The 25000-nt window shown below is 38.8% G+C and carries 26 protein-coding genes; 13 read left to right on the top strand and 13 right to left on the bottom strand.

The window, feature by feature from the left end:
• Positions 1-782: 782 nt before the first annotated feature.
• Positions 783-1022: a hypothetical protein gene (locus FJ709_RS09425; RefSeq protein ID WP_226415703.1), complete on the bottom strand. Its 240-nt coding sequence runs from the start codon at positions 1020-1022 to the stop codon at positions 783-785.
• A gap of 808 nt (positions 1023-1830) precedes the next feature.
• On the opposite strand from FJ709_RS09425, the gene FJ709_RS09420 reads away from it, so the two are divergent.
• A complete protein-coding gene (locus FJ709_RS09420) occupies positions 1831-2169 on the top strand; it encodes a cytosolic protein (RefSeq protein ID WP_226415918.1) in 339 nt (112 codons plus the stop codon).
• A 320-nt stretch (positions 2170-2489) separates the two neighbouring features.
• Here the strand turns inward: FJ709_RS09420 and FJ709_RS09415 are convergent, their stop codons facing one another.
• Complete coding sequence (locus tag FJ709_RS09415; RefSeq protein ID WP_226415701.1) at positions 2490-4505, bottom strand: NADPH-dependent 2,4-dienoyl-CoA reductase; 2016 nt, start codon at positions 4503-4505, stop codon at positions 2490-2492.
• Between the two features lie 163 nt (positions 4506-4668).
• On the opposite strand from FJ709_RS09415, the gene sppA reads away from it, so the two are divergent.
• The 4 genes from sppA to FJ709_RS09395 all read left to right on the top strand — a co-directional run bounded on the left by sppA (position 4669) and on the right by FJ709_RS09395 (position 9325).
• Positions 4669-6510, top strand: a complete 1842-nt coding sequence (sppA, locus tag FJ709_RS09410) for a signal peptide peptidase SppA (protein WP_226415700.1) — start codon at positions 4669-4671, stop codon at positions 6508-6510.
• 124 nt (positions 6511-6634) lie between these two features.
• The gene (gene ansA / locus FJ709_RS09405) at positions 6635-7648 is read left to right on the top strand and encodes an asparaginase (protein WP_226415699.1); all 1014 of its coding nucleotides are present in this window, start codon (positions 6635-6637) and stop codon (positions 7646-7648) included.
• 290 nt (positions 7649-7938) lie between these two features.
• A complete protein-coding gene (locus FJ709_RS09400) occupies positions 7939-8190 on the top strand; it encodes a TIGR03643 family protein (protein ID WP_226415698.1) in 252 nt (83 codons plus the stop codon).
• A 292-nt stretch (positions 8191-8482) separates the two neighbouring features.
• Positions 8483-9325: a hypothetical protein gene (locus FJ709_RS09395; RefSeq protein ID WP_226415697.1), complete on the top strand. Its 843-nt coding sequence runs from the start codon at positions 8483-8485 to the stop codon at positions 9323-9325.
• Between the two features lie 46 nt (positions 9326-9371).
• Here FJ709_RS09395 and FJ709_RS09390 read toward each other — a convergent pair.
• From FJ709_RS09390 to FJ709_RS09375, 4 genes are all read right to left on the bottom strand, one after another.
• A protein-coding gene (locus FJ709_RS09390; protein WP_226410792.1) for an IS3 family transposase occupies positions 9372-10528 on the bottom strand; the annotation gives its coding sequence in 2 pieces (ribosomal slippage) (positions 9372-10282 and positions 10282-10528; 1158 coding nt in all).
• A 187-nt stretch (positions 10529-10715) separates the two neighbouring features.
• Positions 10716-11213 carry a fasciclin domain-containing protein gene (locus FJ709_RS09385; protein WP_226415696.1) on the bottom strand — a complete coding sequence of 166 codons (498 nt, stop codon included), beginning with the start codon at positions 11211-11213 and terminating at the stop codon, positions 10716-10718.
• 429 nt (positions 11214-11642) lie between these two features.
• Positions 11643-12143 (bottom strand): flavodoxin family protein, encoded by a 501-nt coding sequence (locus FJ709_RS09380; RefSeq protein ID WP_226415695.1) that lies wholly within the window; start codon positions 12141-12143, stop codon positions 11643-11645.
• Positions 12144-12155: 12 nt separating this feature from the next.
• Positions 12156-12575 (bottom strand): VOC family protein, encoded by a 420-nt coding sequence (locus FJ709_RS09375; protein WP_226415916.1) that lies wholly within the window; start codon positions 12573-12575, stop codon positions 12156-12158.
• A gap of 121 nt (positions 12576-12696) precedes the next feature.
• Here FJ709_RS09375 and soxR point away from each other — a divergent pair, with 121 nt between their 5' ends.
• Complete coding sequence (soxR, locus tag FJ709_RS09370) at positions 12697-13143, top strand: redox-sensitive transcriptional activator SoxR (RefSeq protein WP_226415694.1); 447 nt, start codon at positions 12697-12699, stop codon at positions 13141-13143.
• A 146-nt stretch (positions 13144-13289) separates the two neighbouring features.
• Here the strand turns inward: soxR and FJ709_RS09365 are convergent, their stop codons facing one another.
• The 6 genes from FJ709_RS09365 to FJ709_RS09340 form a co-directional block, all read right to left on the bottom strand.
• Positions 13290-13739, bottom strand: coding sequence for an Hsp20 family protein (locus FJ709_RS09365; RefSeq protein WP_226415693.1), 450 nt, complete (start codon positions 13737-13739; stop codon positions 13290-13292).
• A gap of 259 nt (positions 13740-13998) precedes the next feature.
• A complete protein-coding gene (gene ushA, locus FJ709_RS09360; protein WP_226415692.1) occupies positions 13999-15702 on the bottom strand; it encodes a bifunctional UDP-sugar hydrolase/5'-nucleotidase UshA in 1704 nt (567 codons plus the stop codon).
• A gap of 333 nt (positions 15703-16035) precedes the next feature.
• Entirely contained in the window at positions 16036-16707 is a 672-nt protein-coding gene (locus FJ709_RS09355) for an alpha/beta hydrolase (RefSeq protein ID WP_226415691.1), read from the bottom strand.
• A gap of 39 nt (positions 16708-16746) precedes the next feature.
• On the bottom strand, positions 16747-16974 hold the full coding sequence (locus FJ709_RS09350) for a DUF3389 domain-containing protein (RefSeq protein ID WP_226415690.1): 228 nt from the start codon (positions 16972-16974) through the stop codon (positions 16747-16749).
• Between the two features lie 60 nt (positions 16975-17034).
• On the bottom strand, positions 17035-17517 hold the full coding sequence (locus FJ709_RS09345; RefSeq protein ID WP_226415689.1) for an FKBP-type peptidyl-prolyl cis-trans isomerase: 483 nt from the start codon (positions 17515-17517) through the stop codon (positions 17035-17037).
• A gap of 90 nt (positions 17518-17607) precedes the next feature.
• Positions 17608-18816, bottom strand: a complete 1209-nt coding sequence (locus FJ709_RS09340) for a lytic murein transglycosylase (RefSeq protein ID WP_226415687.1) — start codon at positions 18814-18816, stop codon at positions 17608-17610.
• A gap of 221 nt (positions 18817-19037) precedes the next feature.
• Between FJ709_RS09340 and FJ709_RS09335 the strand changes: the two genes are divergently transcribed.
• The 3 genes from FJ709_RS09335 to FJ709_RS09325 all read left to right on the top strand — a co-directional run bounded on the left by FJ709_RS09335 (position 19038) and on the right by FJ709_RS09325 (position 20506).
• A complete protein-coding gene (locus FJ709_RS09335) occupies positions 19038-19397 on the top strand; it encodes a DUF2750 domain-containing protein (RefSeq protein ID WP_226415686.1) in 360 nt (119 codons plus the stop codon).
• 76 nt (positions 19398-19473) lie between these two features.
• Positions 19474-20130 (top strand): hypothetical protein, encoded by a 657-nt coding sequence (locus FJ709_RS09330; protein WP_226415684.1) that lies wholly within the window; start codon positions 19474-19476, stop codon positions 20128-20130.
• A gap of 193 nt (positions 20131-20323) precedes the next feature.
• Complete coding sequence (locus tag FJ709_RS09325) at positions 20324-20506, top strand: DUF6435 family protein (protein WP_226415683.1); 183 nt, start codon at positions 20324-20326, stop codon at positions 20504-20506.
• 40 nt (positions 20507-20546) lie between these two features.
• Here FJ709_RS09325 and FJ709_RS09320 read toward each other — a convergent pair whose 3' ends face one another.
• A complete protein-coding gene (locus FJ709_RS09320; RefSeq protein ID WP_226415682.1) occupies positions 20547-21488 on the bottom strand; it encodes a chemotaxis protein CheV in 942 nt (313 codons plus the stop codon).
• A 442-nt stretch (positions 21489-21930) separates the two neighbouring features.
• Here FJ709_RS09320 and FJ709_RS09315 point away from each other — a divergent pair, with 442 nt between their 5' ends.
• The 4 genes from FJ709_RS09315 (at position 21931) to FJ709_RS09300 (ending at position 24733) form a co-directional block, all read left to right on the top strand.
• On the top strand, positions 21931-22518 hold the full coding sequence (locus FJ709_RS09315; RefSeq protein ID WP_226415681.1) for an LON peptidase substrate-binding domain-containing protein: 588 nt from the start codon (positions 21931-21933) through the stop codon (positions 22516-22518).
• 196 nt (positions 22519-22714) lie between these two features.
• Positions 22715-23365 carry a sigma-70 family RNA polymerase sigma factor gene (locus tag FJ709_RS09310; protein WP_226415680.1) on the top strand — a complete coding sequence of 217 codons (651 nt, stop codon included), beginning with the start codon at positions 22715-22717 and terminating at the stop codon, positions 23363-23365.
• Positions 23358-24035, top strand: coding sequence for a ChrR family anti-sigma-E factor (locus FJ709_RS09305; RefSeq protein WP_226415679.1), 678 nt, complete (start codon positions 23358-23360; stop codon positions 24033-24035). Before FJ709_RS09310 ends, FJ709_RS09305 begins: the two co-directional genes overlap by 8 nt.
• Positions 24036-24559: 524 nt before the next feature.
• Positions 24560-24733: a hypothetical protein gene (locus FJ709_RS09300; RefSeq protein WP_226415678.1), complete on the top strand. Its 174-nt coding sequence runs from the start codon at positions 24560-24562 to the stop codon at positions 24731-24733.
• Positions 24734-25000 lie beyond the last annotated feature (267 nt).

The following is a 25000-nucleotide window of genomic DNA, read 5'->3' as shown; positions in this document are numbered from 1 at the left end:
CGATAATATACATGCGACGTTCATCGCCGAGCGATAATGATAAAGCTTGATGAGCTTCAAGCTCACTTCTGGACAGAATGGGCTCAAAATGTGACTCCATGTACAAATGATTGAGCTAGACGCCGGCTCTTGGTTTTAAAATCAGCATCCATGTGGGCTTAACCAAAACAAATAACATCCATGTTAAACAGCCAGTTCGGCATCCATGCCTCTCGCTCAGAAAAGTTTCACTTAGTGAAACTTCGCCCTGTTTTGGATACTCGCTGGCTCATCTGCACCTGCATTTTTATCTCTTCGATTTAGCTTCATTTGTGATTGTAGTAAAAGCTAAATCAGAACAAGAGTTAACTCGTTTTTGGACAAAAGCTTGTTAGTGCTTAGGCTCTAAAGTTTACGATTTGCATTATCATTTGTAATGACTATCTTAAGAAGCGGGCTTATGTTCACTAAGAGATGGATCGCAGTTAACTATTGTAATAAATAGTTAACCAGTAAGTTTAGGTTAGGCGTCTAAATGAACGTCCCTGTGCGGAGCCGCATGCAGGGTGGTGTGGGGACTGGAGGCTAGACACCTCCGGCTACCCGATTAAGCGGCTTTTTGATGAATTAAATAGTAATAATTAAACAGGCACTTAATCAACTGATGCATTCGATGCATTTCCCTATAAGAAATTAATATATTTCTCATAAGATCAAGAAAGTAGATGCTTTCAGCTTTCTCTTGCTTTATACCTTCTTTTTTGGGGAAATATGTAATTAATTAAGTGACTTCCCGCCCTGGTTTAAAACTCACATTCTTTTTCAGACTTATTTATTAATTCAGAAAAAACACTTAAAACCCCATTGATAACATTTGTTATGCCAGCTTTGCTATTTTCTCGAGCATTTGGTCTTGAATTTTCTTCTTCTATTCTTTGATTGCTATCATTTGCACCAATAACAAATGCACAAGCAGAATGTTCATCTACTGATGAACATGAACATATAAATATTATGGGTAGAAGTAATACAATTATTCTCAAAACATTTTCCTATTTGTAAAGCGGCATTAAGAGCAATATTACCCTCTTACCTAAGCCGAGGTTAAAACCAGGTTGTTTAAAATTAGGGGGTCAGAGTAAACTTTAAAAAGGGAGCTGATGGGCACATGCTATTGAATGGCTTTTTCTTCCCTAAATGGCGCGCTCGATGATTACGTTCGAGGTTGCCCTACTTTGTCCTTAAGTTTCCATACTTTAATCTACTTTATAGCTTTAATTCAATGTTTTAATGCACATTACATTGGATAGATTAAGTCAGTCCGTGACTTCAATCTCATCTATTGCCTGCAGCAGGTTATTATGCAGATGATATTTTCGCTTCTTCGATTTAACTATGTTCATAACTAGTAGACACAAAACCTTCCAGACTAAATTTGAATTGAGGTCATCGAGAAAAGGCCGTGAGCTTGGCATGGGTGCCACGCTAGCTTTCGTTGGGCCAGGGACGGCTCATCGGAAGCGTTAGGGCTTTTTGATAATGGCCGAAGCCGGTTACAGATGAAGTTTAAAGCTGGATCGATCCCCATCGAAATTATGCGCTTTACAGCATTTTTCGTCTGGGGCGCTGAGGGTTTCCAAAGGGGCGCAAGCGTTTTGCCCCTTTGGTCTGGTGTGGGCGAAGCGCCACGACGTTTACTTTTTTTCAAAATGGCAAACACACTCTGGGGCAAAGACGTGTCAGCAAGGTGGCCTAGTGAATGACCGTAAATTGCACAGAATTAATAAATATCTACTACGTTCTGCCCCTGATAATGTTAAAATCTCCGCATCAGAATTACCGAGAAACTCAATGTTTATCCATCATGTTAACAGCATCGACTGGCTAGTGATCACAGCTTTTGAAGAACTGAAAACTATGTTTATCGAAGAAGCCGGTACGATACCCTCTTGCTTCTCTACCGCCAGCGAATTGAACCTGGTTGACCAAGCAAAGCGAACTTATAGATATTTGCCTACTCTCAGCGGCGTAATCACCGATATCGGCACATATCAAAGACAGGGTAACGAAGAAGATTTGTACCCACAGCTTGCCTGCTTAGTTGAGGGGCGTGGTCGGGTATTTATCTATCACGGCGGCTTTGTAGCTTTTGTGGATGACGAGCAAACCTTTATTACCCGAATAGACTGAAAATTATTCATTAAGTTGAAATCGGCGAATTGGCATCTCTAACAAGGAATGGCGCAAAAATGTGCTGGAGCTTTAGTCTATTATGATGGGAGGTATGACGTAAACGCCCGCTTATAGTCTCTTTTTTGGTAGACTTTCGATGTAATTGAATAAACCTATATATAGGTTTAAGGCCAGACGAAAAACTGTATATTGCTAGTTGAATTAAGCTATACCCGTGGCCACTGCCTTTAGTACCAGAAACTGTGTTTAAGGATAAATAAAAAAGCCTAACACAGAATGTTAGGCTTTTAAAAATAGCGACTTGCCTCATCCAAGAGCTAAATTGACATAGCCAATTCAGCACCTTGTCTTATCGCACGTTTAGCATCTAACTCAGCGGCAACATCAACACCACCAATAAGGTGAACCGGTAGCCCTGTCGCTTTCATTTCATCCACTAAGGTGCGATTTGATTCTTGTCCCGCACATAGCACGACATTATCAACCGCAAGAATTTGAGATACATCACCGACTTTAATATGTAGCCCTTGTGAGTCAAATTTTTCATAACTGACTCCGGTCATCATATTAACTTCATGCTGTTTAAGCACTGAGCGATGGATCCAACCAGTCGTTTTGCCTAGGCCTTTGCCCATTTTAGTGGTTTTGCGTTGTAGCAAATAGATTTCACGGCTTGGGTGATGCTCCGCTTCTTCTGTCAGTCCACCACGATTCTGATACTCTTTATCAATGCCCCACTGCTTTAACCATTTATCGGGTTGCAATGTAGAAGACTCTTTTTCACATAAAAAATGCGCCATATCAAAACCAATACCACCGGCACCGATTAATGCGACTTTTTGACCAATTTCAACTTCGCCATTAAGCACCTTTTGATAATCAACCACACGGGGATCATCAAAACCTTCTAACTTAAGATTACGCGGTACCACACCCGAAGAAATCACCACTTCATCAAAATGCTCTTGCTTCAATACTTGGGCATCTAACTTAGTATTTAAACGTAAATCGACCTTAAGCAGTTTAATCTGATTGGTAAAGTAGCGAATGGTTTCATTAAACTCTTCCTTACCAGGGATTTTACGCGCCAAGTTGAACTGGCCGCCCACTTCACTTTTCGCTTCAAACAACACCACGTCATGGCCGCGAGTTGCTGCATAAACAGAAAACGCCATTCCAGCAGGACCTGCGCCCATAACTGCTATGCGTTTCTTCGCCTGGGTTGGGGTAAAGTTAATTTCTGTTTCATAACACGCACGCGGATTCACTAAACAAGTGGCGCGCTTCATCGAGAAGGTATGATCAAGGCAAGCCTGATTACAGCCAATACAGGTATTAATTAACTCGCTTTGATTAGCCGCTGCTTTATTAACAAATTCAGCATCAGCTAAAAATGGCCGTGCCATAGACACCATATCCGCTTGGCCAGAGGCAATAATATGTTCGGCAATTTCGGGGGTATTAATACGGTTTGTAGCCACTAAAGGTATGCTAACTTCCGATTTTAATCTTTCTGTCACCCATGCAAAGCCGCCCCTTGGGACACTGGTAGCAATTGTCGGTACTCGCGCTTCATGCCAACCAATACCAGTATTGATAATACTCACGCCGACGGCTTCTAATGATTTTGCCAGTTCAACAACCTCATCCCAAGTTGATCCATTATCGACTAAGTCCAACATAGATAAACGGAAAATGATAATGAAATCTTTACCGACTTTGTCACGGATAGCTTTGACTATTTCTAAAGGAAACTTAACCCGGTTTTGATAACTGCCGCCCCATTCATCGGTTCTTTTATTGGTACGAGAACTGATAAATTGATTAATCAAGTACCCTTCTGATCCCATCACTTCAACACCATCGTAACCTGCTTTACGGGCTAATTTAGCGCTGCTGGCATAATCTTTAATGGTATTATTAACTTGTCTTGATGACATAGCCGAAGGGGTAAAAGGCGTGATCGGTGATTTCACTTTACTCGGCGCCAAGCTAAAAGGATGATAGCTGTAACGACCCGCATGCAAAATTTGCATACAGATTTTACCGCCAGCGTCATGCACTGCATCGGTAACAATTTTGTGTTTACTGACTTGCCAAGGAAAGCTTAATTGGCATGCATGAGGCGCAAGACGTCCACGCATATTAGGCGCGATACCGCCAGTAACAATTAATCCTACTCCGCCAGCGGCTCGTTCTTTATAAAACGCTGCCAGTTTCTCAAATCCGCCTTTTTCTTCTTCTAAGCCTGTGTGCATAGAGCCCATTAACACGCGGTTTTTCAACTGCGTGAAGCCTAAATCTAAAGGTTCTAGTATGTGTGGAAACGACATTCAAACATCCTTTTTAAACAAGTGATTGAAACCAGCATAACCTTAACTTTGATAAAGCTCAATCATTGACACAGCGGATTGTCAAAAACGTTTACAATTGAATTTACCATTTAAATCCATTTTCAGTTAGGATGACATTATTAGAATGTTATAGGAGTGGTAAATGTCCACTAAACCCCCGTTTTTAAAAAGGTTGTTCACCTTATTATGGAATACAGTGAACACTATAAGAAAATTAATTATCAATTTTGTTTTTTTCAGCATATTAGCAGTCATCATTATTGCGGTCATGACTTCAGAAGATGAAATTGTGCTCGACAATCAAACAGCCTTAGTGCTGGACTTATCGGGTCATATAGTCGATCAAAAACGCTTTGTTGATCCCTTTGAAGCTGTGTTAGCACAGGGCAATGATAATCCCGATGCTGAAATTCTGTTAGCTGATGTGCTTTATGTGATTAACAACGCCACCCTAGATACACGAATTAGCACCATAGTACTTAATTTAAGTAACTTACGCTCGGCAGGTGTAAGCAAAATGACTAATATTGGCGATGCGTTAACTGAGTTTAAAGCTGCCGGTAAAAAAGTGATTGCAATGGAGGATGGTTACAGCCAAAACCAGTACTTCCTTGCGAGCTATGCAGACACCTTATTTTTAAACTCTAAAGGCATGGTTAGTCTTGACGGATTAAGCCGTTATCGCCTTTACTATAAGTCTGCACTAGAAAAGCTTAAAATTAACACCCATGTTTTTCGTGTTGGTACTTTCAAGTCAGCGGTAGAACCTTTTATTCGTGATGACATGTCTGACGCTGACAAAGCTGCTAGTGATGAATTGCTGGGCGATATTTGGCAAAGCTATTCAACTAGTGTTGCTAAAAACCGCGGCATTAGCCCTGATCAATTAGTGCTTGATACCGATGCTTATTTAGCTCAGTTAGATAAAGCAAACGGTGACAGTGCATTGATGGCAATGAATATGGGTTGGGTTGATGAGCTTGTTTCTGCGGAGCAATTTCGCCTCGCCATGATAGAACTTGTCGGTAGCAATAAAGAAGGTAATTCATACCGTCAAATAGGTTTCAATGATTACCTATCACTCACCGCACCGCTACCTCAGTTTATTGAAAATGATTCAGTAGGCATTATTGTCGCAAAAGGTAACATTCTTAATGGCGCCCAGCCCGCTGGACAAATTGGCGGTGAAACCACGTCTGAATACCTGCGTAAAGCTCGTTTAAACGATAAAGTAAAAGCTGTGGTGTTACGGGTAGATAGCCCTGGTGGCAGTGCATTTGCTTCGGAGCAAATACGCCAAGAAGTGCTGGCACTTAAAAATGCAGGTAAACCCGTTGTTGTGAGTATGGGAAGTTTAGCCGCGTCTGGCGGTTACTGGATTTCAGCAAGCGCTGATTATATTTATGCAACTCCGACGACGCTTACCGGTTCAATTGGTATTTTTGGCATGTTTGCCACCTTTGAAGATACCCTAAGCCATTTGGGTGTTAATTCAGACGGCGTAGCAACATCAGATTGGGCTGGTCTCTCACCTACTCGCAGTTTAAGTCCCAATGTAAAAGCCGTTATTCAACGTCATATAGAACGTGGTTACCATGAGTTTATTTCTCTTGTTGCCTCCGAGCGTAATATGACACTTGAACAAGTCGATAATATTGCCCAGGGCCGTGTTTGGACCGGTAACCGTGCACTTGAATTAGGTCTTGTTGATGAAATTGGCGACATGAAACAAGCTATCGCAAAAGCTGCAGAACTGGCTGAAATGGATAAGTTTGATACCAAATTAATTGAACAGGAATTGACTACTGAACAACAGTTTATTCAACAGTTAATAGGCGCCTCAGCGGCTTATATACCAGTATCTGCGCATAAATCATCCATACTCGAAACCATGTTAACCCAGTGGAGTGGCGTGATTGAAGACTTTGCTAAGTTTGATGACCCGCAGGGAGTGTACCTTTACTGTGAGCAATGTGACTTCTAGTTTTTAGCATAGAAATATTAAATATGTAAAAAAAGCCTGCTTAGCAGGCTTTTTTATATCGATTCGACAATATAACTCGTATAATTTACACATTATGTAAAATTAATCTAATTTGAGCTAATCCATGACTAAACGCGCTATTTACGTTGCCTATACGGGCGGAACAATAGGTATGCAAAAAACCGCTAATGGTTTTGCACCTGTTTCTGGCTTTTTAACCGATTGCGTTCAGTCTATGCCTGAGTTTTATCACGAAGAAATGCCAAGCTTTGTGATCCAGGAATACAGCCCATTAATTGACTCTTCAAATATGGCGCCTACGGATTGGCAACTCATCGCTAATGACATAAAAGCTAATTATGAAAAATACGATGGTTTTGTCATATTACATGGCACCGACACTATGGCTTATACCGCTTCAGCATTGTCATTTATGCTACAAGGGCTATCAAAACCTGTCATTGTCACTGGCTCTCAAATTCCTTTAGCGCAGCTTCGTTCTGACGGTCAAACAAACTTATTAAACTCATTGTATATCGCTGCCAATTACCCAATAGCAGAAGTCTGTTTATTTTTTAACAATAAATTGTTTAGAGGTAATCGTTCAACTAAGGCCCATGCCGATGGCTTTGATGCATTTGCCTCACCTAACTTCCCGCTACTACTTGAGGCGGGTATTAAGATTAATATCAAAGAAGGCAAAATCACTCAGCCGACAAACTCGCCTTTAAATGTAATTAATATCAAACCGCAGCCTATTGGGGTAGTGACTTTATATCCCGGAATTTCAACCCAAATATTTAACAATATTTTACAGCAACCGGTTAAAGCATTAATCATGCTTACCTTTGGAGTGGGAAATGCACCACAGGACCCACTGCTTTTACAGGCATTAAAACAGGCCGATGAGCGTGGAATAGTCCTAGTCAACCTGACTCAATGTTTTCAGGGCAAAGTCAATATGCGCGGTTATGCGACAGGTAACTCATTAGCTAAGGCTGGCGTAATAAGTGGTATGGATATGACTATTGAAGCAGCATTAGCAAAATTGCACTATTTGCTTTCAATAAATTTGACACCAGAAGAAATTAAGAAATCGATGCAAATGAACTTGATTGGTGAGCTGTCAGCAGACTAATCACTGCTAAGAGCAGATGATAAACTGATAAAAACCCGCTTACAGGATTAGTAGTCAGATTTCCGAAATAGGTGTACTAAAGTCATTATCTTAATTTTGTAGCGAGTTTTTATATTTCACATCAATTAAATTGATAGCTGACAATCCTCCTCTGCGGCCTAAGTTAATTATCAACCACATCAACTTAGGTATACAAAGTAGAAAATTCTGCTCAATTTACTGTATAAATTGATCTTCTTCCTTGGCGTTACAGTATTTATAGAAATAATTAACTGATCCAAGGTAATACCATGTCATTTTCATTAAGCGAAGAATCAAGAATTATAGAAATGGCTTGGGAAGACAGAACACCTTTTGAAGCAATAGAGCTGCAGTTCGGAATGAATGAGCCTTTAGTGATTAAATTTATGCGCAGTCGCCTTAAACCTAAAAGCTTCAAACTGTGGCGTGAAAGAGTCAGTGGCCGCGCGACCAAGCATTTAAAACTCAGAAACCCTGAGATAAGCAGAGGTTATTGCCCTACCCAATATAAGCAACGTTAATGCGAGCAATTATAATTAGATTCATCTTCTATTCCGACCTGCTGTTTACATAATATAAGGTCGGTTTAATCCAGAATCGATAATTGTCCACTCAGCCTCACCAAAACATAACCATGCAAAGTCTCCCACCCTAGCAGTAAACTTATCCTTTCTCTGATTAAAGCTTTGCAAAACGGGTATTTAAAAGGCAGAGTGTTGAATTATTAATACTATTCATCAATCTGAGTTAAATACTCAAAACAACTTCCCTTCCTTGTTGAGTGATAGTTTAGGATCATTTAAAGATAAATATATGATTAAAAATTTGCTTAAAATAGCGCTATCCTTGCCACTATTAACATCCTGTGTACAAACAATAGATCAAACAATTCCTCTGTCTAATGAGTTTCAGACTAGTTCGACAGTCATCATTCTGGACAATCCTAGCTTTAGGATCCCTGATTCAGTTTATAACAATGATTTGGGTATATATTCCGTTGTAAACGCAGAAACATCCTGGAAAAGCTCACAAAAAAACTTAGTCGATAGAAAGAAAGATATAAGTTTTATCAATTATATACTTTTTCATGATGCTCTTTCATTCATTAGCGCAGAATATGAAGTTGATGATACACAAAGGTTTTCTTTTACCCTTCAACAAAATAATGAAAATGTTTCTACATCAAAATGTGAAATTTTTTCGCAGTCTTTGACTAAAGAGACAGAAGCAAATGATATTGAATTTTCTAGACCAAGTTCTCATTCTAGTCATAATACCCGGTTAAAAACATACCTAGTATGTGCTATCACACACAATCAAAAACTTTGGCAGCTGACATTAAAATCTTATCAAAATCAAACAACAATAGTTCAAGTGAAAAGCGATGATCGGTCTTATCAAGTCGAAGATATTTCACAGAATGTAAGTTTAGTAAAAAAGGGGGATATTATTGAGCTGAGACATTCATCCCCATGGCGATCATTAAGCTCAGGACTTGAGTTTTTTGATAATAAAGAACAAGTTGGTGCTTTATCTTTTGTTGGTAAGCCTAAAATATGGCTAAAAAATGATTTGCCAGATCAGATAAAACAATTATTAGTTTCAATTAACTATAGCCTGACGATGTTTAATTGGTTGGACAGCGATTGGCGTTAAATACTATTTTCACTCTGTTTGATTAGCGTCGGTATATGTGTTCTGGTCAACTCCAACCGGACACTTTTCTAAAAGAAATTTCAAAATCTATCGGTGACTGATCAGCATTTGCCGAGTGCAGTCGCTCTAGATTGTAATATTTCATATATTTAGCTACATCATCACACATATGGTGACGAGTTGGCTGTGGTATTTTTAATAGCCAATCATGCTTTAAACTACCAAAGAAACGCTCCACAACTGCATTGTCCCAACACGCACCGACATCACCCATACTCGCTCGACAGTTCAATTGTTTTAATAAACGTCGATACCCTTTACTCGTATACTGCGAACCTCTATCGCTATGAAATACTAAGCCTTTAGGTGGTTTTCGCAAGTTGTAAGCCTTCAAAAATGCTTTCTCCACTAAGCTTCTCGTCATACGCTTAGAGATATGCCAGCCGACGATTCTGCGAGAATACAAATCCATTACAACGGCAAGATATAGCCAACCTTCACCTGTTTTAAGATAGCTCACATCACCTGCCCATACTTGGTTTGGCCCAACAGGATTAAAATTCATATTAAGCAAATTATCAGCCACGCTATCACTGTGTTTACGCTTTGTGGTGACTTTATAAGCCAGACGTTGCGTTACCACCAGTTTCAATCGCGCCATTAACTTAATAGTGCGATAACGTGTAATGCTAACCCCTTCTTTGCGTAATGCTTTAGCTAACTCTCTGCTACCTAGGCTGTTTCTACTGGCCTTGAATAATGCTTTAGCTCGACGAAATAATTCTAGAGTGTCAGCAGTGATAAGCTCACCAGGCCTTTTAAGCCAAACGTAATACGCTGACGAACTGACTTGCATCACTTTACACGCCATCGAAATAGGAAATTTCGACTCAAGATTATTGATAAATGAATACCTTACTTCATTTCTTTCGCAAAGAAGGCGCTGGCCTTTTTTAGTATTTCGCGCTCCATCAATAAGCGTTTATTCTCTTTACGCAATAACATGAGCTCAGTGCGTTCATCTACAGATAATGCATCGCCTTGAGTTAGCTTTTTTTGTTTAGCCACCCAGTTATAAAGAATTTTATCTGTAATACCTAAAGACGCTGCTGCTTGGACTATCGTGTAATTTTGTTCAAGAACCAAAGCGACAGCTTCTTGTTTAAAATCATCTGGATATTGTTTATTTATTCGTTTAGTCATATTCACCTCAATAATGGCATTATTATATTCCTTTATTGAAGTGTCCGGCTAATTCAACCACAACAATGCCTGTAAAACAAGCCTGTAAAAGATTCTGTGTAACTGCAAAAAGAAATACTAATCTGGGTGTTATCTATCATCAACGCCCAGATTAGGAATATTTATAACGGATTGACTTTCGAATGTGTTACTTAGGCAGTAATACTGTATCAATTACATGTATTACACCGTTACTTGCAGCAACATCAGCCATAATAACTTTAGCATTGTTTATCATGACGCTACCGTCAGTAACTTTTACCATCACCATTTCACCTTGAACGGTTGCAGCACTATCAATTTTAGCCACATCTGCCGCCAATACCTTTCCTGATACTACATGGTATGTTAATACAGCGACTAGCTTATCTTTGTTTTCTGGTTTTAGTAACATTTCAACAGTACCGGCCGGAAGATTTGCAAAAGCTTCATCTGTTGGTGCAAACACTGTAAACGGACCTTCTCCCTTAAGCGTCTCAACTAACCCAGCCGCTTTTACCGCAGCGACTAAAGTGTTAAAAGATCCATTTTCAGCAGCGACATCAACAATGTCTTTTTTCATGCCATGATGTTCTGCATAAGAAGTGGTCACAAACGCAAAGCTGGCAAGGATAATCGATAGTGTTGTAATTGCTTTCTTTAACATTGTATTTTCCTTTTTTGAGATTTTTGTAGAGAGTTAAGTTTTGTTGTCGCTGTATTTTACGAAGCATTAAAGGATAAAGATCACTCAATTTACATATCAATTACTTTTAAAGGGTTCATCACTATTAAAAATCAGACCTAACAACAGAGTGCCATCTTATTAATCATCAATTAATAAATTGTTTACAGCGACCAATAGGTTATTAACAACTATGCAAATTCCTATAGATAACAGTTTGATAACTTTCATGATAACAAGCACGCTAAAATTTTTACCACTTCAACAGCGCTAAACCTACGCCACTACAATAGTTGGTTTAATCATTTTTTGTTGTAAGTCTGGTATATGCTAGGCAGCGCTCCAGGCTCATTGATTGCAGATAAGATATACACTAAGTCGCCTTTTATCTTGTCGCGGCTATAATTCTTTTTAGTTTAAAACAAACCTATTAACTGATATGTCCATGGGTATTTTGGGCATATCACCATCAAATGGAATATATAACATTCCTTCATAAGGACAACCTAAGTAGCGAAAAGTGTGAATGAATATCTCTTCAAAGCAATGCTTTACTTCCACATCGCCCCCCGTTGCTAACAAGGCTACTGACTTTCCCCGTAGCGCTCTACCCATCTCTTTGTCTTGACTGAGTAGGTCTGAAATTCTATCGAGAAATATTTTCATCCTTGCACTGGGTGAATACCAATAAACTGGCGTCGCAAAAACGAGTTTCTGGTATGTCAGTAGCTGTTTAAATAGCGAGTTGAAGTCATCGGATTGGTTTTGATACGCATAATCAAACTCTCCGATACTAAAGGTATTTAAGTCATACACACTGACGTTTGATGTAGCGACTTGCTGATATTGTCTAACAAGTCTTGCCGTATTTCCGTTACTTCGACTACTGCCAAGAATAATTGCAGTGCTCATATTACTTCCTTGTTATTGATAAATATTACGTTCTGATGGCAAGTCGCTTAGGTACTGAACAAACTCAACTTCAAAACCATTAGGGTCAATAAAATACACACTTTTAGCATGGGGATCATTTCCACCCCAAATACGTACTTCAAACCCTGCATTGTTTAAACGTGCTATTAAACTGTTTAAATCAGCAACTACATAAGCAAAGTGGGCTACACCCATTTCATTAGAGGCTAGCTCTCGTACTTTGCCTGTTCCAGAATCATTAAAAGATAAGTACTGTTTGTCATCACCAAAATGTACCCATTTACGTGGTACGCCGTACCACGTTGACTCGCCGCCTCCCCTTATCCGCCAATGAGGCATGGCAGCACGATAAAAAGCTAATGTTTGATCTAAATCTTTTACAACGATATTTATATGCTCTAAATGCATGATATGTCCTCATTTTTAATCCCAATTAAATTAACTAGACACAGCATAAAACCTCAAGCTAACTTGAGGTAAAGCGTTTTTTTCGTTATTTTAATAATCTTAATTTTCCGTGTGTGGCTTAAATATGTTGAACGAGTACGATCTGTCTGTGGGACAAGTGGCTAAGCGTTGTGGTGTTAAGGTATCGACATTGCATTTTTATGAGCAAAAAGGCTTAATTAAATCATTGCGTAATCAAGGTAATCAGCGTCGTTACCAACGTGATGTGTTACGACGGGTATCGGTGATTAAAGCCGCTCAACAGTTTGGGATCAGCCTACAGGATATTCAAACCGCGTTTAGCCATTTACCTGATCAAAGAACGCCAAACAAAGATGATTGGACCCAACTATCGCAAACGTGGAAAACGCAATTAAATAGACAAATTACAGCACTAGAAGATTTAAGGGATTCACTTGAAGGATGTATTGGTTGCGGTTGCCTGTCGATGACTAGCTGCCCTATTTATAACCCGAACGATACTTTGGCCAATAAAGGTAATGGGGCTGTATTATTGGATATAACCAATTAAAAAAAGCTTATTGATAGCAATTTAACCCATATTGCTCACCCCATAAAAACTAAAAAGGGCCTAGTCACTTCGACTAAGCCCTGATGATACTATTCATCTAATTTGGGAGAAAATTGAGAACAATGAAACGTGTTATGAATTAAGGGTTACTCTTCGAGTATACGAGAGCGAGTAATTTCAATTTTACGGGCTTTCATTGCTTCTGGGATCTCACGTTCCAAATCAATATTCAGCAATCCATTTTCTAACTCAGCGCCGACGACTCTGACATGATCTGCAAGCTGGAATACCCGTTCAAAACCTCGTTCAGCAATGCCCTGATGAAGATATTTACGTTCATCTTTTGTGTTAGCTTTATTACCTTTGACTAATAACTTTTCACCTTCACTAGTGATATCAAGTTCAGTCATGTTGAAACCAGCAACAGCCATGGTAATGCGATAAAGGTTTTCACCGAGCAATTCGATGTTGTATGGAGGATAGCCATTGTTGCCATTGTTCGCTGCGGCATGTTCCGCAAGCTGGGCTAAACGGTCAAAGCCAATAGCGCTACGGTATAGTGGGGTTAAATCTGGAGAAATAGAAAAATTACGCATAATCATATCCTTGTCTAAAGCAATATGTAAAAATTAAGCCATTATTGGCGAGTTTTCATTGCCCTTTCGGCACAATGGATAACAAAATATCAAAACCTCTGTTGAGCGTTTTTAACTTTCATCTTGTTACAAATAAGATATAGGGATGGGATTTGTTAATTCAAGGGGAAAATAAAAAATACTAAAAAAAAGACAGCTAACTTAGCTGTCTTTTATGCATTAACAATTTCATCTTGCAAATGTTAATGTCTGTTGAGAATTAGTTTAACTGACAACCTAAAACACTATTAGAGTTAGTGTAAACAATATCACCTACTGGTGCGAAATCAGCAGCAACAATCATGCCTTTATCTTTAAAGTAAGTATAAAGCACCTCAGCATCAACATAGCCTGTTTGTACTGACTCAAGTTTTGGATAACCATCACCACCTGCGGCATTGTAGCTTGGTACAGTGAAGGTGTAGCTACCATCGGCAGCATACGTTTCACCATTGATTTCACTGATATCAACACTGCTTGCTGCACAGTCGACAGTCATTTTAACGCCAGTAATTTGTGCATAAGCACCTGAACCACGTTGGAATGTCGCCACTGTTGCTAAGTATTCAGACACTTGTGCGCCAGTGAGTGTGTTTAAGGTAACCATGTTGCCAAACGGCTGTACGGTTAATACGTCGCGATACGAGATATCACCCGCTGCAATTGATGCACGTACACCACCTGAATTCATTACAGAAAAATCTGCACTAACTTTAGTACGCTGTGCTTCTGCAATTAAGCGACCTAGGTTAGTTTGCTCACCACGCACAATAGCGCGATCGCCTTCAAGTTTAGCGTCAGTTTCAGCAATCACTTCGCCTAATTGACCTTGACCTTTTGCTTGATAATAAGACAGTAATTGCTTTAAATCTGCATCAGGTATAATTTCTTCGCCGATAAGCACCGTGGTCTTTTTACCTTCAGCATCTTCTACTGTTTTCTTAAGGTTAACCGGGATCAACTTATAGCTGGCAAGGTTTAATTTACCATTGAAATATTCAAAGTCTGCACGTCCCACATACTTGCCCCACTCATGGGCTTGCATGATATAAGTGCCATTTTGCATGTCAGGTGCACAATCATCGCCAGGTTTGAAATCAGCGTATTCATTTGTGCCTGGTTCCATACACACTGGGTTTTGAGAATGACCACCAATTACCGCATGTAAATCACCTGCTGTCAGCGCTCTTGCCATTGCCACATCACCAGGTGCATTACTGCCATTTTTGCCATCTGCGTAATGTCCCATGTGGGTAGTAGCAAAAATTAAATCCGCTTTATCATTAGCTTTAATTTCAGCAATCACTTTTGCCACTTCTGTGGTTGGATCGGTAAACTTGATATCTTGAATGTATTCTGGGTTACCTAATTTCTCAGTATCTTTGGTTGTTAAACCAATTACTGCAATACGCACACCATTAACATCGAATATTTTGTAGGGTTCAAAATAACGTGTAGTGCCATCAGCATGATAGATATTGGCCGCTAGCATTGGGAAATTAGCGATAGAACGTTGTGAATCTAATACCGCTAATGGGTTATCAAATTCATGATTACCCACTGCCATGGCGTCATAACGGATTTCGTTCATGCCAATAAAATCAGGAACGGCATCTTGTAAGTCTGACTCTGGGACACCAGTATTAATATCGCCGCCCGATAATAGAATACTCTCTCCACCATTCGCGCTAACTTCGGCACGAATTTGATCGATTAACGCTTTACGCGCTGCCATGCCATATTCGCCATTACTGTTTTCCCAGAAGCGACCATGGTTATCGTTGGTGTGAAGTACGGTAAATATTTTACAATCTGCTCCAGCTTCTGCGCAGGTCGTAGGAATTTTAGCATCATCACTATTACAGCCCACTAATGCAACTAACACAGCTGATGCCAGCATCCCTTTTATCAACACTTTAGACATATGTAACCCCATTTATTATTTATCTTGTATTTATTTGTATAGATAAGCGAACTTTAAATTCACCTTAAAATGATAGCAAACAATGATGGATACATGTGACAACTTTATGACAAAACAATGACATTTAGTGCAATATTAACAATGAGTTACATGAAAAACTGTTGCAAATAAAGAACAGAGCAACCCTATCGGATTTATACCTATACAGTAAACAATAAAGGCTTAACCCAATAATGAGGTTAAGCCTTTATAAACAAAGATTATTTTATATACAACCCAACGGCGCACCATTGTCCTACATAGAGAACAGTGTTAACAGTTGAGTGTTAACGATTAAATCAATACTTTTTTCAACCATTGACCTATTTCAGATAACTGTGTAGGCAAAACACTGTGCGCCATTGAATAGGTTTTCCAAACGCTATTATAACCCGCATTATTCAAGGCATCGTATGCCATTTTGCCAGCAAATAATGGCACTACTTCATCTTGTTCACCATGATTTTGCAAGATTGGTGTGTGTTTATTTGCCTGGGCAAGTTGTTCCGGTAAATGCTCGCCACCGGGTAAATAACAGGATAAAGCCATAATTCCGGCTAAAGATTGCTCAAAGCGTAACCCAGTGAACAAACTCATCACACCACCTTGGCTAAAACCAGCCAACACTATTTTGTTTGCTGGAATACCCGCTGCAATCTGTTGCTCAATGAGACATTTTATTTGTAGCTCTGATGCCTGCACACCTGCGATATCTGCACGATCATGTAAGTCCATGCTTTTGATGTCATACCATGAGCGCATGACATAACCCCCATTAATGGTTACCGCTTGTTCTGGTGCATGTGGGAAAACAAACCGAATAGCATGATCGCCAGGTAACCCTAAAACAGGTACTACAGGAGCAAAACCGGCACCTGAATCACCTAAACCATGTAACCATATAACACAAGATGAAGCCTTATTGCTAGGTTCAACGACAATGGCTTCTAGAGATGATTGAGTCATGTGATTCCTTATCTATTTGTATGTGGTGAACTTTGAATATTATTGAGCGTGAATACCGGTTTCTTGTAACAATTGTTCAAACTGTTGTGGATTATCCAGTTTAATTGTCCATTTCACCGTACCAGCATCAGCCGCTATGACTAATCCATGATGAAAACAACTTATATCATCGACAACTGCGCTGAGAATAATATGATTTTCAAAAAGACGACATTGTATTTCATTAGGGGTAATGATGAGCTTACCTTGGGAGAATTCGAGGATCATATGGGTACTTAATAAAAGTTTCTCCCAAGTCTATTGAAGGCTTGGGAGAAAATCGGCTAATTAATGCTGATGACCACCGGCGCCATGGGCATGACCATGGGCGATTTCTTCATCAGTTGCATCGCGTGCACCAACGACTTCAATATCAAAGGTTAATTCACGGCCCGCTAATGGATGATTAACATCCACTGTGGCCATAAACTTACCGACTTTAACTATGGTCACTTGACGTTGACCTTGATCAGAATTAACGATAGCAGCCATACCTGGCTTCCATACTTTAGCACCTGATAAATGCTTAACAGAGACGCGTTGCTCAGCTCCTTCTTGACGTTCACCATAGGTGTCAGCTGCCGGAGGCGTGACAGTAAACTTGTCACCAATTGCTTTACCGGTAATAGCATCTTCAATACCAGGCATCATGTTGTCGTTACCATGAAGGTAAGCTATCGGATCGCGGCCTTCATTTGATTCAAGCACTTCGCCTTTTTCATCGCGCAGCGTGTAATTAAACTGCACAACCATATTGTCTTTAATGCTCATTACGTATCCTTAAAATTAATCTGTATTTGCGTCAACTGTCGATTATACAGTTAACGGCTATTAAAAAAGTCGCAAGAGCTTAACAAATGCTTATGGGGTCGGCAATTTGTTTAAGCTTATGCCTAACTTCTCAAATGTAGCATTATCTGGATAACCATCCGCTATTAAACCATGTTTACGCTGATAAGCTTGCAATCCTATTACAGAGTTTCGACCTAAAATACCATCTGGTTTACCCACATCAAAACCCTCATCAGTCAGTTTTTGTTGTAACTGTTGCACCATTTCACGGTTTAAACGGGGATGATTTGGTAAAGGATGAGAAATACCAGCGCCACCATTAATTTGATCGGCTAGTTTACCCACCGCAATAGCGTAAAATTCAGAACGATTCCAGCGCATTATCACATTAAAGTTTTCATAACCTAAAAAAGCTGGTCCTGTATGGCCTGCAGGCACATACAATGCCGCTTGCATGTCAGGTGTTGATAACGGCTTGCCACTTGATTGCTTTATGTTTAGCCCAGCCCAATCAATCAATAATTTTGTATCCTTACTGCCCATATAGGCAAAATCATAATTTTTCGGTAACTGTACTTCCCGTCCCCAACGCTCATTGGCTTTCCAACCTAATTGTTGCAGAAAGTTGGCCGCAGAGGTTAATGCGTCTGCGGTACTATTCCATAAATCTGCTCTGCCATCGCCATCGCCATCAACTGCATACTTAAGATAATTAGTTGGCATAAACTGGGTATGCCCCATTGCCCCCGCCCATGATCCAACCATATCTTTATCAGCAAATTGATAGCGCTCTTTTAAGGTTAAAGCTTGCATCAACTCCTGGGTAAAATATTCGCTGCGTCGAGGGTCGCATGCCAAAGTAGCTAATGAGTTAAGCACTGACATATTCCCTTTATAGCTTCCGTAGTTAGTTTCAAGCCCCCAAAAGGCAACAATATACTGACCCGGAACACCATATTTATTGGTTAACTGCATTAATAACTGACTATGCTGCAGATAAAGTTTGCGTCCTTCTTTGATGCGCCAATCGGTTACACGCTTGTCATAATAATCTTTAAATGTGGTGGTAAACTCAGGCTGCTGATTATCGAGCTCAATCACCCTAGGAATGAAGCTTAAGTTAGCCACCGTAGTATCAATTGTTTGCTGTGAAATACCCTGTTGCTTTGCTTTTAACTGTAATTGACTCACACATTGTGCAAAATCAGCACTGGCTATAGCTGAATGAGAGAAACTGACGCTTAATAATAATGCTGTAATGGATAAATTAACGCGCATAAGACTCAAGTGGCACCCAAATAATAACAAATAAGATTGTGTGAATATCGTGACTGATTGCTATCAACTTCACAAGCGCTTAATAACCTTAAAAAGACCGATTTACGATATAAAAAGTGTGTTAGCTGAAATAGCCATCAGCATTAGGCATAACCAACTTGAGCTAAAGTAGGTATTCAGTATAATGAAACCGTTTTTAACTTCACTTAATGAGAATGATCATGACCGAACAAAACCCGACGTTAACTAGCTTCATCGAAAGTGTAAAAAAACACCAAATCGTTTGGGGTCTTCAGGACGAAACAGGCGAAGGATGGGTTGTGTGTGATTCATCTGAGTTTGAAGAAACTGATGTTATGCCACTGTGGTCGTCAGAAGCTACTGCCAAAAGTCATTGCACCGAAGAATGGGCTGAATACACAGCGGTTAGTATCACTTTGGTCGACTTTCTTGAGTATTGGGTTGGCGACTTAAATGATGATGGCGTTTTAGTGGGTGTTAACTGGGAAAGCGATCAAGAATGTTTTGAAATAGACCCAATTGTATTAGCAAAAAGTTTAGTTGATATCGAAAAAGATTAATTATTGTTACTTGCACTGGGATATTCATCTCAGTGCATTTGCACGTTTTCTTCTACCTCTTACTTAAGTATCCAATATGACAAACCCTTCTATGGTCGACATTCCTTTCGATAAACGCCACATGTGTTGGTTTTGTGATGAACCCTGCCATGCAGAGTTGCCTTATTGGCGTATGGCGCATACTCCTCACCCATCATTAACCGTCCCAGCATGTCAAGAATGTAAGTTGCTGGCACAAAAGCACTTATTAACCTCTATCTGGGATTGTCGTGAAGCGGTTAAAGATCAGTTAATGAAGCGATACCATAAGGATTTGGCAATTGGCATTAATTGGACCGAACAAGAATTAGCAGAATCTGAATTTGATTGTAGAATTTTTGGGGGCTTTAAAAAGAGCGCTTGGATGATGTTCAAGATTGCTCAAAAAAGAATCAATGCTTTAGGCTGGGCGCTAAGTATTGATGATAATCACTTTGAAGATGACCCCTTGTTTGCAGGAACTAATACCTTAGGCTTCGAATTTGATGGCTTACAATTCAACAACCTAAATCAAGGCATTAAGCATTACTGTCAAGTATTGGCGTTAGATGAAGAGTTTTTAAAGCAGTTGGTGACTTATTTAGGTAAAGATCAATTTGGTCATGCAATCAAGCTCGCCAGACTTAATATTGGCGTGACTAAAAGTATGCAACAAAAAATTCTACAAGAACTACTTGAAGATTTAGACCGCTAAATTACAGACTAACAATTTCGCAGAATTTGACTTACTATAAACGTCGTTTCAAGAGAAAAACCAATAGTTAGCACTAATAATTTCCCGTAAAATAGCCGAAGCTTCTCGTTATGGGAAATAATCTTAAATCCAACAAAACCAAAAACAATGTTCTATCGTATAAATTAGTATCGTCCACATACAAGTGATTAAAATGTTCTCATTATTCAGACAAGATCCGATAAAAAAACTCACTAAACTTTATGAGTCAAAACTTGAAAAAGCGATGCACGCGCAGCGCAATGGTGATATTAAATCTTACTCTATGATTACAGCAGAAGCTGCACTGATAGAGGCTGAGATTAGTGCATTAGAAAATCAGAAAAAGCCTCTTTAAACTATATTACTCATAGGCTCGTAATGAGCCATTTGAAAGCTTACCCCAGAATATCTCTTAACCTATTTTGAACACCTGTTACTAATAAGTCAGGCTGAAATTTCGAAATAAAAGCATCGCAGCCAACCTTTTCAACCATTGCATTATTAAAGCTGCCGCTCAAAGACGTATTTAATGTGATAAATAACGAAGCCATTCGAGGATCTGCACGCACTTCAGAAGTGAGCTTGTAGCCATCCATCTCTGGCATTTCGGCATCCGTTATCATCATTAATAATTCAGTAGCGACATTTTGGCCATTATCCGCCCAAGACTTAAGTAAGTTCAACGCCTGCAACCCGTCTGACGCTTCAATAATTTCAATACCCAGCTGACTGAGTGTTTCTCTGACCTGTCTTCTGGCAGTACTTGAATCATCAACAATTAATATTTTACGACCAGGCATTTGTGGGGCTAAAGCCTCATCCAAAACACCATCCGATAACCGAATATCATAATTAATGATTTCAGCGAGGACTTTCTCTACATCAATAATCGATACTAAGCGGGATTGACCTTGGTCCTCTAACCGAGTTATTGCAGTTAGATAATTGTTTTTACCTGCCATTTTTGGCGGTGGCATAATGTCACCCCAGGTCAGGTTAACAATATGTTCCACTTTACCAACCAAGAAACCTTGTATACTGCGATTATACTCAGTAATAATTAAATTACAGTCATCAGTAATTGGTAAGGGAGAAAAGCCAATAGCGCCACGTAAATTAATCACAGGTATAGAAGTGCCTCTAATGTTAGCAACTCCAGCGATACTATTATTACTGCCAGGAAGAGCGCTTAACGATGGCACTTTGACGACTTCTTTGACTTTAAATACGTTAATTGCAAATAGCTGAGTTGAGTTAATTCGAAACAGCAATAACTCCAAGCGGTTCTCACCCACTAGATTAGTACGTTGATCAACACTATCGAGCACTTTCTTCATTAAACCTACCACCAGTCTATAAATACAAGTCGTGACTAATTATGCTAGGCACAACATCATACTTATCATTATAAACATAAATCAGCAAAAAGATGACTCTCTGATGACTAGATTTAGTATCTAAGCTATTTTTTTCCTAATAATGAGATTATAGCTCATTCTGTTTAATTAAAATTTAACAAAAATATTATCAACAGATGGAGAAAGCTCTCTGTTTTAAAGGTGTAACATCAAGCGTACAAAACATTAAAGCTAAAAGATGCCAACATGATAATTGGAAAACGACTGATGCTCATCAAGAAAACCTGCTGCAGACACACAACGAGGCTATTCACACTGTTAACATCTATCAAATTTGAATAAAACGGCAAAACGAATGTGATCAATTACCTATTAAGTTCGTATAAATTGTCAGTTTACATTGTTCATATAAAGGCTGGTTATGATAATTCCAATTTTTCCTTTGCCGATCTGTATATTACCTCAAGGGTATAGTCAGTTGCGCATTTTTGAAGCTCGATACAAACGTTTAGTCACCGAGTCGCTCAAAACAGGAGTGGGATTTGGATTATGCATGCTCAGTGATGATAAAAAGGAGATACTTCCTATAGGCACGTTGTGCAAAATCATTGACTTTGAAACACTCAATGATGGTCTTTTGGGTATAAGTATCCGCGGTGAGCAAAAATTTATTATTAAAGATGTTAGCGTCGAACAAGATGGATTGAAACGCGCTGAGGTTTCACTCATTGAAGATTGGCCTGAGTCACAAATTAATGCATTAAATTCGAAAAATAAGCCAGATAAGCTTCAGCAGCGTGACAAGATACTCAGTGACACTCTTAAAGATATACTCAGAGAATACCCTGCTCACTTAGCCCACTATCAGCAAGAAAATTTTCAAGACATATCATGGGTCTGTCAGCGATGGTTAGAAATAATTCCCATAAGTGCTGCAGAAAAGTACCGCTGTATCAATAGTCACGACCATCATATGGCACAAACATTTCTCGCAGATATAATCAGTTAACCTTATTACTGTTCGGATTGAACAATAGACTATTTAATCTGTTAAAAATTAATTCGAGTTACTGTAAATGTGTTGTAATTGCATGTTACACATAGAAAACTATTTTTTTATTAATTTGGTTTAAAAGTGATCCAATTTATTTATCAAGCGTATAAAAGTGAATAATCGGCCCACAAAAAAGACGCGAGTGAAGATAATGGAAAATTTTCAATCACAAAGTGCACAAAATCGTTATGATAAGGCAAGTATTGCAAAACGAAACGGTGTAATAAATTTGTCTAATAGTAAAGAGCACGATGCAGAACAGTTAGCAGCGTTGATGTTAAAAGTGGCTAACGTGCGGTGTAAAGCATCATTTGCTAAATTATTCAGCCACTTTGGCTCAAAAATTAATGCTTTTGGTAATCAACGATTACATCAGCAGGGATTAGCAATGGATTTGGTTCAAGAAACTATGACTAGAGTCTGGACTAAAGCGCATTTATACAATCCCGACAAAGCTGCAGTTAGCACCTGGATTTTTACAATCATGCGCAACCAATGCTTCGATATGCTCAGAAAAGTGCAGCATAACCGAGAAGATTCATTTGGTGATGACATTTGGCCACTTTTCGAGTCAGATGATGCTGAAAGTAACGAGGATGATTTCAAGCTAACAGGCACCCTGTTACTTCACGTTAACGAATTACCTCCTTTACAACGTGAAGTTGTACAAGGCATATACATGCAAGAAATGACTCAGCAAGAATTGGCAGACAAACTCGAGATACCTATAGGTACAGTTAAATCAAGATTACGCTTAGGTTTAGAGAAGTTAAAAGGCTTTATGGAGAAACATTATGATTAATTATCATCCTAACGAACAATTATTACTACTTCATATTAAGGGAGAACTACCGCTATCAATGTCATTGGCGGTTTCAGCCCATGCCGAACTTTGTGATATTTGCAACAAATCTTTATCACTATTAACCAGAGAGCAATCCGTTGAAGCGTTTAACATTGATAGTTTCAGCAACGATTCGACAACGGATATAGACATGGATTTGTTGTTAGATAAAATGTTGGATAGCACACTGGATGAACTTGATTCAACACCACATCACCCAGTAGACAAGGGTACGTTTGAAGTATCAGTTAAAGGTGAGTCTTATACTTTACCAAGAGCATTTAGACATCAGATTAACGCTCAGTGGCAGGGTATTGGTAAAGTCAGCCGTCTACGCTTAAACACAGGTGAAGAAAAAGCAAGGGCCAGCTTATTACACATAGCTGCAGACGGTGAAATTCCTGAACATACCCATAAAGGTTCTGAGCTAACGTTATTATTAGCAGGTGAATTTAGTGATAAGTTCAACAGTTATAAGCCAGGAGACTTCATGCTACTTGATGAAAACCATGAACATTCTCCTAAAACAATGTCAGGTTGTTTATGCTACACCATAGTTGACGCACCATTGTATTTTACTAAAGGATTTAGCAAACTGTTAAACCCTATTGGTGAGTTGATTTATTAAGGTTGGATGTTGAGCTTAACTGTGATGCTTATTACAGATAATTTTTGTGACTGTGCTGTTTGGTAATAAATAAGTAATATCTATTGCCAAACAGATATTTTACATATATTATCATTAAAGTTTAATTACTTTGTTTATCTGTTTACCTATCGTAAGTCTGCTCAACTTCCTTTGTAAACCACCACAAGCGCCTTTGATTTTATCTATGTTGATACAGAATTAGTATCCATTAATATATTTATTCTCATTGTAATGGGCTTGTCATAAACCTATGGTCAACTATCACTGTCAAGCATTTGATGTATTATCTACACATTAAATAATTGAGTTAATTGTAAAACAACCTTTAATTAATAATTAAGATTTTTTACATATTTCTCACATAAAGACTTGATTAGTGTAAGATTGATAAGGTAACTTAATCTAGTAACTTAAATCTTTCGAAACACGAAAAATATTAAGGGAATTATATTGTTAAAACTTACATCACCTAAGGGTGAACAAAAATTATAAGGAGTATGATAATGTCATACCAATTTAACGGACACGAAATTACAGTTAACTTTCCTGTTAATTCTATTTCATCAAACAAAAACTCAATTGCTTTTACTGATTCACAAGGTAAAAACAAAACAACTTTTTCAAAACGTATTGAAGCCGTAAACTTTATGAAATGGCTGATTAGTTCGAATAAGTAATAAGTACATCCCCTACGCTTAGGCGTAAATCATTTGCTCTGTTATTTAATAAACCTGGCTAACGGTATTCTCCTCTCATTTACCGGGCGTTTATTAACAACAGGGCAAACTGATAAATCCGCTTTACCACACACTCAAAAACTCTTATCAATAATTTCTGTTAAAGAAAATAACTTTTATATATCTGTAAAACGATATTATTATGTTGCAATACAGTGGTAGATAGTCTGTTATGCCATAAAATATATATTCAATATTAATACCCTC

This window comes from Shewanella glacialimarina, from assembly GCF_020511155.1.
GTDB lineage: Bacteria > Pseudomonadota > Gammaproteobacteria > Enterobacterales > Shewanellaceae > Shewanella > Shewanella glacialimarina.
This window is presented reverse-complemented; position numbering and strand designations above follow the sequence as displayed.

What these genes read in the sequence shown, in the direction of transcription:
- FJ709_RS09420 (WP_226415918.1), top strand. Translation starts at nt 1,831, where the DNA reads ATGTTTATCCATCATGTTAACAGCATCGACTGGCTAGTGATCACAGCT.
- FJ709_RS09415 (WP_226415701.1), bottom strand. Translation starts at nt 4,505, where the DNA reads ATGTCGTTTCCACACATACTAGAACCTTTAGATTTAGGCTTCACGCAG.
- sppA (WP_226415700.1), top strand. Translation starts at nt 4,669, where the DNA reads ATGTCCACTAAACCCCCGTTTTTAAAAAGGTTGTTCACCTTATTATGG.
- ansA (WP_226415699.1), top strand. Translation starts at nt 6,635, where the DNA reads ATGACTAAACGCGCTATTTACGTTGCCTATACGGGCGGAACAATAGGT.
- FJ709_RS09400 (WP_226415698.1), top strand. Translation starts at nt 7,939, where the DNA reads ATGTCATTTTCATTAAGCGAAGAATCAAGAATTATAGAAATGGCTTGG.
- FJ709_RS09395 (WP_226415697.1), top strand. Translation starts at nt 8,483, where the DNA reads ATGATTAAAAATTTGCTTAAAATAGCGCTATCCTTGCCACTATTAACA.
- FJ709_RS09385 (WP_226415696.1), bottom strand. Translation starts at nt 11,213, where the DNA reads ATGTTAAAGAAAGCAATTACAACACTATCGATTATCCTTGCCAGCTTT.
- FJ709_RS09380 (WP_226415695.1), bottom strand. Translation starts at nt 12,143, where the DNA reads ATGAGCACTGCAATTATTCTTGGCAGTAGTCGAAGTAACGGAAATACG.
- soxR (WP_226415694.1), top strand. Translation starts at nt 12,697, where the DNA reads ATGTTGAACGAGTACGATCTGTCTGTGGGACAAGTGGCTAAGCGTTGT.
- FJ709_RS09365 (WP_226415693.1), bottom strand. Translation starts at nt 13,739, where the DNA reads ATGCGTAATTTTTCTATTTCTCCAGATTTAACCCCACTATACCGTAGC.
- ushA (WP_226415692.1), bottom strand. Translation starts at nt 15,702, where the DNA reads ATGTCTAAAGTGTTGATAAAAGGGATGCTGGCATCAGCTGTGTTAGTT.
- FJ709_RS09355 (WP_226415691.1), bottom strand. Translation starts at nt 16,707, where the DNA reads ATGACTCAATCATCTCTAGAAGCCATTGTCGTTGAACCTAGCAATAAG.
- FJ709_RS09350 (WP_226415690.1), bottom strand. Translation starts at nt 16,974, where the DNA reads ATGATCCTCGAATTCTCCCAAGGTAAGCTCATCATTACCCCTAATGAA.
- FJ709_RS09345 (WP_226415689.1), bottom strand. Translation starts at nt 17,517, where the DNA reads ATGAGCATTAAAGACAATATGGTTGTGCAGTTTAATTACACGCTGCGC.
- FJ709_RS09340 (WP_226415687.1), bottom strand. Translation starts at nt 18,816, where the DNA reads ATGCGCGTTAATTTATCCATTACAGCATTATTATTAAGCGTCAGTTTC.
- FJ709_RS09335 (WP_226415686.1), top strand. Translation starts at nt 19,038, where the DNA reads ATGACCGAACAAAACCCGACGTTAACTAGCTTCATCGAAAGTGTAAAA.
- FJ709_RS09330 (WP_226415684.1), top strand. Translation starts at nt 19,474, where the DNA reads ATGACAAACCCTTCTATGGTCGACATTCCTTTCGATAAACGCCACATG.
- FJ709_RS09325 (WP_226415683.1), top strand. Translation starts at nt 20,324, where the DNA reads ATGTTCTCATTATTCAGACAAGATCCGATAAAAAAACTCACTAAACTT.
- FJ709_RS09320 (WP_226415682.1), bottom strand. Translation starts at nt 21,488, where the DNA reads ATGAAGAAAGTGCTCGATAGTGTTGATCAACGTACTAATCTAGTGGGT.
- FJ709_RS09315 (WP_226415681.1), top strand. Translation starts at nt 21,931, where the DNA reads ATGATAATTCCAATTTTTCCTTTGCCGATCTGTATATTACCTCAAGGG.
- FJ709_RS09310 (WP_226415680.1), top strand. Translation starts at nt 22,715, where the DNA reads ATGGAAAATTTTCAATCACAAAGTGCACAAAATCGTTATGATAAGGCA.
- FJ709_RS09305 (WP_226415679.1), top strand. Translation starts at nt 23,358, where the DNA reads ATGATTAATTATCATCCTAACGAACAATTATTACTACTTCATATTAAG.
- FJ709_RS09300 (WP_226415678.1), top strand. Translation starts at nt 24,560, where the DNA reads ATGTCATACCAATTTAACGGACACGAAATTACAGTTAACTTTCCTGTT.